Genomic DNA, 739 nt, shown 5'->3' with positions numbered 1-739 from the left:
AATGAACTCGCCCATTCGGGAAAATTCACCGATTACACGCGTTACGTCGGCGGTGTGTACACTTCAGAATGGTTTTGGGCAAAAGCGGCTTGGGTCAGCGAACAAGATGAACAAGTTGCAAAACGTGCTTTCAGCTGGGTCGAGCTGTGTGATTGGATCCCAGCAATTTTGGCTGATACTCAACATCCACAAAAATTGCGTCGTGGCATCTGCGCTGCGGGACACAAAGCGATGTGGCATGAAAGCTGGGGCGGACTACCTGAACAAGCGTTTTTAAGCGCAATTTCACCGACGTTAGACGGTATTCGCAACCGTATGTTCACAGAAGTCTTTACCTCCGATCAGGCGGCCGGGTACCTATCAAAAGCATGGGCAATAAAATTAGGCTTACCAGAAGGCATCGCGATTGCAATCGGCGAGTTTGATTGCCACATGGGTGCCGTTGGTGCCGGTGCTGGTGCCAACGATTTAGTTAAAGTCATTGGCACTTCTACCTGTGACATTTTGATGGTTGAATCACAAAACGTCGGTGACCGCACTATTCATGGTATTTGTGGTCAAGTCGAAGGCAGTGCTATGCCCGAGTTGCTAGCACTTGAAGCCGGACAGTCCGCTTTTGGCGACATGTATGCCTGGTTCAAAAACGTCTTAATGTGGCCACTACAGGCTTATGCCGAGCTCAATCCAGACTTTGCCTTAACTGCCGAAGAAGTTGCTTCAGAACTTTTGCCAATGCTCT

Annotated in this window: 1 pseudogene; it reads left to right on the top strand. The window is 49.3% G+C overall.

The annotated features are described in order from the left end of the window. A pseudogene (locus tag R7Q11_RS26055) lies at nt 1-739 on the top strand (FGGY-family carbohydrate kinase); the annotation flags it as partial.

It is taken from the genome of Vibrio sp. 970, from assembly GCF_033339075.1.
Note: the sequence above shows the minus strand (reverse complement) of the source record. Positions and strands in the feature narration are given on the sequence as shown.